Source organism: Ruegeria sp. AG7 (genome assembly GCF_056541545.1).
The window spans coordinates 1-6,419 of the sequence record NZ_JBQFYP010000035.1 but is presented as its reverse complement, the minus strand read 5'-3'; the positions used below and the strand labels follow the sequence as shown (position 1 = coordinate 6,419).

6 protein-coding genes and 2 pseudogenes are annotated in these 6,419 nt (G+C 55.8%); 5 read left to right on the top strand and 3 right to left on the bottom strand.

Annotated features, from left to right (window positions below; genetic code table 11):
- Window positions 1-192, bottom strand: a 192-nt coding sequence (locus ACR0BF_RS20065) for a hypothetical protein (protein ID WP_480625651.1), incomplete at its 3' end; no start/stop codon positions are given.
- An 84-nt stretch (window positions 193-276) separates the two neighbouring features.
- On the opposite strand from ACR0BF_RS20065, the gene ACR0BF_RS20060 reads away from it, so the two are divergent.
- The 5 genes and pseudogenes from ACR0BF_RS20060 to ACR0BF_RS20040 all read left to right on the top strand — a co-directional run bounded on the left by ACR0BF_RS20060 (window position 277) and on the right by ACR0BF_RS20040 (window position 5,849).
- On the top strand, window positions 277-891 hold the full coding sequence (locus tag ACR0BF_RS20060) for an AAA family ATPase (RefSeq protein WP_480625650.1): 615 nt from the start codon (window positions 277-279) through the stop codon (window positions 889-891).
- Entirely contained in the window at window positions 884-1,153 is a 270-nt protein-coding gene (locus ACR0BF_RS20055; RefSeq protein WP_480625649.1) for a CopG family transcriptional regulator, read from the top strand. Before ACR0BF_RS20060 ends, ACR0BF_RS20055 begins: the two co-directional genes overlap by 8 nt.
- 53 nt (window positions 1,154-1,206) lie before the next feature.
- Window positions 1,207-1,537, top strand: a pseudogene (locus ACR0BF_RS20050) (transposase); the annotation flags it as partial.
- A 303-nt stretch (window positions 1,538-1,840) separates the two neighbouring features.
- Window positions 1,841-4,669, top strand: coding sequence for a class I SAM-dependent methyltransferase (locus ACR0BF_RS20045; protein WP_480625648.1), 2,829 nt, complete (start codon window positions 1,841-1,843; stop codon window positions 4,667-4,669).
- Window positions 4,644-5,849, top strand: a complete 1,206-nt coding sequence (locus tag ACR0BF_RS20040) for a hypothetical protein (RefSeq protein WP_480625647.1) — start codon at window positions 4,644-4,646, stop codon at window positions 5,847-5,849. The genes ACR0BF_RS20045 and ACR0BF_RS20040 overlap by 26 nt, the downstream gene beginning before the upstream one ends.
- A gap of 135 nt (window positions 5,850-5,984) precedes the next feature.
- On the opposite strand, the gene ACR0BF_RS20035 is transcribed toward ACR0BF_RS20040, so the two are convergent.
- A complete protein-coding gene (locus ACR0BF_RS20035) occupies window positions 5,985-6,206 on the bottom strand; it encodes an IS1096 element passenger TnpR family protein (RefSeq protein WP_480625652.1) in 222 nt (73 codons plus the stop codon).
- A gap of 106 nt (window positions 6,207-6,312) precedes the next feature.
- Window positions 6,313-6,419 (bottom strand): annotated as a pseudogene (locus ACR0BF_RS20030) (IS5/IS1182 family transposase); the annotation flags it as partial.

Below are 6,419 nucleotides of genomic sequence, written 5' to 3'. Positions count from 1 at the left end.
GCCCATTCCTCGTCCGACATCAGGTCTCGTGCCAAGCTGGTCTCCGTCGTAGATACCAGCTTGAATCATGCCCGCCGACAGATGTGAATCCCTTTTGTCAACATGACCTAGGCGCCATGCCCATCCTCCCGCAACAATGATGGCATTTTCTCCACCGTATAAGAACCCTACGTCCGTTGTGTCTTTATACATTTATGCGTATTTACGTATTTCCGCAAGCGCGCAAATGTGAATTTATGCGTTTGCGACTCTGGGGAACTGCGGTAACGTCAGCCCATGAAAACGATAGTCATAGCCGCCCAGAAAGGCGGGGCCGGGAAAACCACCCTAGCCCGCAACCTTGCTGTTGCCGCCTCTCAGGACGGCCGCGACGTCCTTTGCCTCGATCTCGACCCGCAAGGCTCACTGCGCGCCTGGTGGGAAGGCCGGGATGCTGACGGGCCTTCAATGCTGGACCGTGACCCCGCGCCGGATATTCTCAAGGCCACCCTGAACGCCGCGCAGTCGCAATTCGATCTGTGCATCATCGACACCCCGCCAGCCGCGCCGGAATGGCTGGCCGAGGCGCTAGAGGCCGCTGATCTGGTGTTGGTCCCGGTTCGCCCCTCGCCCGATGATCTGCGCGCCGTAGGGGCCACGATTGCCGCCGTGAACGCTGCACGCGTCCCGTTCGCATTTGCCCTGTCACAGACCCCCCGCGCCAAGATCACCGACGAAGCCGCACGCGTCTTGGCGCAACATGGCCGTGTCGCGCCGGTCAATATCGCGCAACGGGTCAGCTATGCAGAAACCGGGGCAACGGGGCAGGGTGTCACTGAAACAACCGACGACAAGGCGGGGGCCGAGATTGCCGCTGTCTGGGCCTACGTGAAGGGAATACTCGATGGTTAGGAAATCGCTGTCTCTTGACGGAATGCTCAACACACAGACCCGCCCGATAGATACCGGCATACCGCAACGGGGAGCGACCCTTCAGCCGCCCAGCAAAGCCGCGAAACCGGCAAAGAAGCGCGAAGGTGAAAAGCGGCTGACGCTCGCCCTCGATGGCGAAACCTATCGCCGCCTGCGGATGCATGCCGCCGAAACGGATCAGACACACCAGGATATTCTAGAAGCTGCCCTTGCGGAATACCTTAATCGCGCAAATACGTAATTACGTAAACGCATATTTGCGAAAATATTATTATGAACCTTTTCAACCGCAAGACCCTGAAACGGCACATAAAGGAAGGCAAATACGCCTTCCGCTGGACGCGGCTGTCATGCCAGAAGTTCCGCGACAACGAGGTGCGGCTGCAACTGCATGCCCTGGCCTACAACCTGGCAACCTTCCTGCGCTGCATCGAGTTGCCCGAGGCGATGGCCGACTGGTCCCTCACCAGCCTGCAACTGAAGCTGATCACGATCGGGGCACGTGTCGTCCGCCACGCCCGCGCCATCACCTTCCAACTGGCCGAGGTGGCCGTTAACCGGCCCGATGGTGCGCGCCGTCCTCGCCGCCATCCGCCGATTACGAGCGCCCCCGTCATGCGCATGACAGCGATCCACGCCCAAACTGAACGAAAACGGCAGGGCAGGTCTGCCTGCCGCGCTAAAAAAACACCATCAAGCCAGATCACGCCGGCTTCGCGGCCTGATCCGCCCACTTTCTGCAGCCTGCGCGACCGCAGGTGTCGGTCGGACGAAAACGCTGGTCCAGCGGTCAGATTCAGGCGATATTCACGTCAGATGGCGCGTCACTTGGGGAATGTCGGGTGACTAGGCGATAGGACAACTTTGGAAGAATTTTGAGGCAGGTATGAAAAGTAGAACGGATCTAAAACCAACAGGTGAACGGTTCATGCCAGGTATGAGCGAAATTATCGAGCTTGAGCACATGCATCGCTACCGTCTGGCAACCCTACTTTCCGAAGGCCGAGATGTGCTCGATATCGCGTCCGGCGAAGGCTATGGCAGTGCGATGATGGCTCGAGTGGCGCGCTCCGTGATCGGTATCGATCTGGCTGAGGACGCGGTTGCGCATGCACAGCAGACCTATGGGCATGAACGGCTCCAGTTTCGGCAAGGCAACGCAACTCTGATCCCGCTGCAGGATTCTTCAGTTGATCTTGTTGTTTCTTTCGAGACAATTGAGCACTTGACTGATCACGCCGACATGTTGTCCGAATTGCGCCGTGTTTTGCGTCCGGGTGGCGTACTTCTGATATCTAGCCCGAATAAGGCCATATATTCAGAGAAAACCGGCTACAACAACCAATTCCACGAGCGTGAGCTCTATTCTGAAGAATTTATCGCACTTGTCTCGAGTTACTTCCCGAACGTAGAGCACTATCAGCAGAAAACGTCTGCCGCTTCGGTGATTGTATCTGCCCAAAACCCATATTCATTCATAAATTTCGCTCCACCGGAAGACGTACAAGCAGGTCTGATCGGACATCGCTACGATCTACTTATCGCATCTGATAGCCCTACTCCAGGCCTGCCGGCTTCGATCTACGAAAGGCTGGATTCCGAGCTTCAGCCCGAAAATGCTGAACTTCGGCTTTCAAGTCTGGCGCAGGAAGTCCGTGCACTTTCAGAGCACCGTGAGAAGCTAAGCTTGGATCTTGAAAGGCAGGTTCGGCAAACCGAGGCTCTTAAAGAGGAGAACGAGAAACTCGTTGCTGGGCCACGTGAATTTGAGGTGGCTTTGTCCCGGTTGGCCGCAGACGCCAACGCTGTTATATCTGACAAGTGGTGGAGGCGCACTCGCGCATTCCGGCGCTGGTCCAATTCTCTGCGTAAATTGCGTGGGCGCCCCAAAAAGCACTGGCCCAAGCAGTTCGATATACACGCCTATCTGGGTCCGACGCCGGCAGCTCTCTCCACCATGCCCGTGGCCAGCGAAACACAAGAGATCCATTCAGCACCAATCCCGTCCTTTGAAAAGCGTGTTGCACCTCATCTGACGGTGGTGGCCATGGCCCGCAACGAGGCAGCGCGTGCACATGACACCATGCGGCACTTCTGCGCGCTTTTTGACCGAGTGGTCTTGGTCGATCACCTCTCCGAAGACGCCACGGGAAACATCGCTTGCGGCTATAATGGCGTGAATGACACGCAGGTGTTGGTGTTGCGTGCGGAAGACCCTGGCTACTATCAATCCGAATATATGTCGTTAGTCGCAAATGCTCTTGTGGCCGAGGGTCAGACGGACTGGATCTTTTTTCTGGACTTCGACGAATTCCTTACTTTCGAGGATGCCGCGAGCTTCCGCCAGGCTCTGGTAAGTTTTGCCGAAGAAAGGGTTTTGCGCGGCCATTGGTTCAATCTCGCGCTGTCCGAGGCTGCGGGTGATAGCTTGCAGGGAGCCGAAGCGGTCATTGGGCCGTCACCGTCGGACTTTGTCAAAATCGCACTAAATGCTCGTTCAGTTGCGCCTGGCTTCACGGTGGCGCAAGGAAACCATGCAGTAAGCTTTCAAGGCTGCTTGAGCGGCAAAACTGGCGCACGTGCCTTCGGCGTGCTTCATGTTCCGATTTCAGGGCCTGAGGCGCTTCGGCACAAGGTAGAGCAGGGGGCGCAGGCATTGGCCGAGACCCACGGCAAGCCAGAGGATCAGGGAGCGCACTGGCGGGAAATTGCCGTTCACATTGACAATATCGTTGGTGACGAAAATCTGACGCGCGAGGTTGCCCTTCAATATGGCAAACCGCTAGCGGAAATTATCAAGGCGGTGTCGATTGGGAAAGTGACTGAGAACACCCGGTCTTACCAGCTGAGATTTGCCCAGTCGGACCGGGCGGCACCGTCACCCTCTGCGAAGCTGCCGAGCATTAATCTGAAAAATGCCGCAGAGACGTTGTCGCAGTTGTTTCCAGTCGCTGCTGAAGCTCGTAATCCGTTGGAAGCGCTAGCCACCCCCCTTTACTCGAAGCTTCCCGCCCGCCCACCTGCAAGATGTCCCGCTGGCAGCGCTTTAGTAGAAGACGCTTTGCTGGCCGCGTCGACCGACGTAGAGATAGTGGTTCCTACTGCCTGGCTGGGGCACATTCCGTTCTTGTTCTCCCTGATGGAAGTCTTGCGGCCGCGGCGTTACGTTGAACTTGGTACGCATGCTGGGGCGTCGTTTTTTGCTGCCTGCCAGCATATGCGCTCCAACGGCAATTACGGCGAGGGTGTCGCAATAGACCTGTGGACTGGCGATCACCAGAGTGGGTTTTACGAAGAGACGGTATTTGATGGTTTCAAGGTCTTGCTCAATCAGCATTTCTCAGAAACTGGACGCTTTATACGCGGCTACTTTTCCGAAGCTCTACACTGTTTTGAGGACGGCTCAATTGACCTTTTGCACATTGACGGGCTGCACACATACGAAGCGGTAAAAGAGGATTACGATACTTGGCGGCCAAAGCTGACCGAAGCGGGCGTAATCATTTTTCATGACACTAATGAGTTTCAAACTGATTTCGGGGTTTGGCAGTTTTTTGAAGAAATCCGCCATGAGGCACCGGTCTCCTTCCAGTTTCGTCATGGGCATGGCCTTGGCGTAATGGCCTTTGGCACGCCTGAAACCAATCCTGCCATCTCGTTGCTGACTGATTTTTCTACGCGCCCCGAGAAGATCGAAAGCTACTATGCGACACTTAGCAAGGCACTCTATGATGCAGCTCGGTTTCGCCGTGGCTAAGCGCAAGTCCAGCTTGCTTCGCACCGGTCCGGATGTGATCAAGCCAGAAGATCTGATTGCGCTTGATCACTATGCGGCCCAAACGGGGGAACGCTTCGCTAATACGAGCGCAGCGTACCAACATTTTTGTCTTCATGGACAGGCTGCGGGCCTTGACCCGTCGCCTTTCTTTTATCTCGATTGGTATCTCTGGCAAAATCCCGATGCAGCTGACTACGCCTCCTGTCTAGATCATTTCGTGTCCGTGTCTCAGAACCGAGCTATCGATCCAGCCCCTTTCATTGATAGCGTGGCCCTTCTGACTGAGCGTGCAAGATATGCGAACATGGCAAATGTGCTGGCTGCGCTACTGCGGGAAGAGGAGGATGCGATTTCGCCAGATTTACAGATGCATCTGGACCGTCTGTCCACTAACCAGACGCGAATTCATAATTCTATTCGCTCAGCCCTGATCCGCAACACCCCGAGCGGGCGCCGCCGCTTAGTCTGGGTTCAGGCAGGCCCGCGCTTCAGTACGACCGATTGGTATAGTCCAGACCAGCCGCGCAGCTGGGACCTGATGTGCAACTGGTACGCCGCTCAGGGTATGGATCTGCGGCACGGCGAGATACATTTGCGTCAGTCGGGCACAAAGGCCACCGCAATTCACCATGTGCTGCAGACTGCGCCCGATCTCCTGTTACGTTACGAGCAAGTGCTGTTTCTTGACGACGATCTACAGCTCGCCCATGCAGATGTAGACCTGCTGTTCGACACTGCAGAGCATAATGGCCTGGATGCTTTTCAGCCGGCTTTGCTGCAAGGATCTCATTGCGTGTGGCCCGATCTTTTCCAAAAATCTGAAACGGGCGTTCGACGTACCACCGGGGTAGAGATTATGATGCCAGGGTTGTCGCGACGTGCGCTTTCGGATTGCACTCAGCTTTTTGGCCGTTCGGTAAGTGGGTTCGGGCTTGATTTTTTATTGTCTGAACATTTGCGTCGCCGCGGTATGGCGTGTGGGGTGATCGATGACGTGGGCGTCGGCCATTATGCGCCAATCGACGAGGCTGGCGGCGCCTATTACCGCTTTATGCGAACCTTGGGCATTAATCAGAAGCTTGAACTTTACGCTGTAATCCGAGAAATTGGTACATTGCCAGAGTTTCGGGAATTGGACCCAGAGCAAGCTTACGTTTGATAGCTCTTATCTTCTCCCGCCTTCTAACCGCATATGGTGGTCACAGGACCGCCCTGCCCTACCGGATTTCAACAGGTTGACCGGTACAGAAACCGTAAGCATCCGCCGAAGGCCGTGGACGCGCCTTATTGATCATCAGACGGCTTTCGGTTTGCGCGGCTTCGGGGCCCATTTTTTGGCGAGGCGCTCGAAGTTGTCGAGGATGCGACCGATCTCTGCCTCTTCAGGGTCGAACTTTTCCCCATACCATTCCAGCATTCTGTTGTGTTCTTCGTGCCTGAGGTCTGCCATGGCTTCGAGGAAGTCGGCGTATCCGGGGAAGCCACCCACATCTTCAGGGAGGCAGGTCGAGCCAATGATAAATGCAGGTCGCTACACTTACATAGCTCATCCCACTCACCGCTCGAAGTCTCTGTCCTTGCTTCGATGCCGATAGTGCTCTTGTTCCCGCTCCTGCTCTAGGTCATGTTGACAAATGGCGAAACCAAAGTCGGATGGACGTTATATCGATGAATCCCAGGAAGCTTTCTGCGGTCTTGTCGTAGCGGGTTGCAACACGCCGAGCGTTCT